This is a genomic window from Psychrobacter sp. UBA2514 (assembly GCF_002341255.1).
Classification (GTDB): Bacteria; Pseudomonadota; Gammaproteobacteria; order Pseudomonadales; family Moraxellaceae; genus Psychrobacter; species Psychrobacter pacificensis.
The window spans coordinates 4,042-4,371 of the sequence record NZ_DDNS01000052.1 but is presented as its reverse complement, the minus strand read 5'-3'; the positions used below and the strand labels follow the sequence as shown (position 1 = coordinate 4,371).

Below are 330 nucleotides of genomic sequence, written 5' to 3'. Positions count from 1 at the left end.
CATAATCTCATCAATCAATGGCTCAAGGTTTTTGTCCACCGTATCAGTGACAAATAGCGCCATTTGCTCAGGTTCCATCGCTTGAAAAAATTCATCTAATGAGCCGAGCTTTGACAATGTCTGATCAACGATAACCCCTGATATTTTGCCTGCCTTGCGTGGGACGATACCTTGCCAGCCGATACCTGGTAACCCAAAAAATGGAAAATTTGGAATACGAATACCCCAAAACTTAATGGGATAAAACAGCATCTTGAGCGCCATCCATACATGCACCCACGTAACAAATGCCGTCACTGGTGGAATAGTTAGCATGGCAAAAAACTCTGG

At 43.6% G+C, this 330-nt stretch carries 1 pseudogene; it reads right to left on the bottom strand.

Annotation, left to right across the window (positions count from 1 at the left end):
• Window positions 1–330: pseudogene (locus B3V51_RS12350) on the bottom strand (hypothetical protein); the annotation flags it as partial.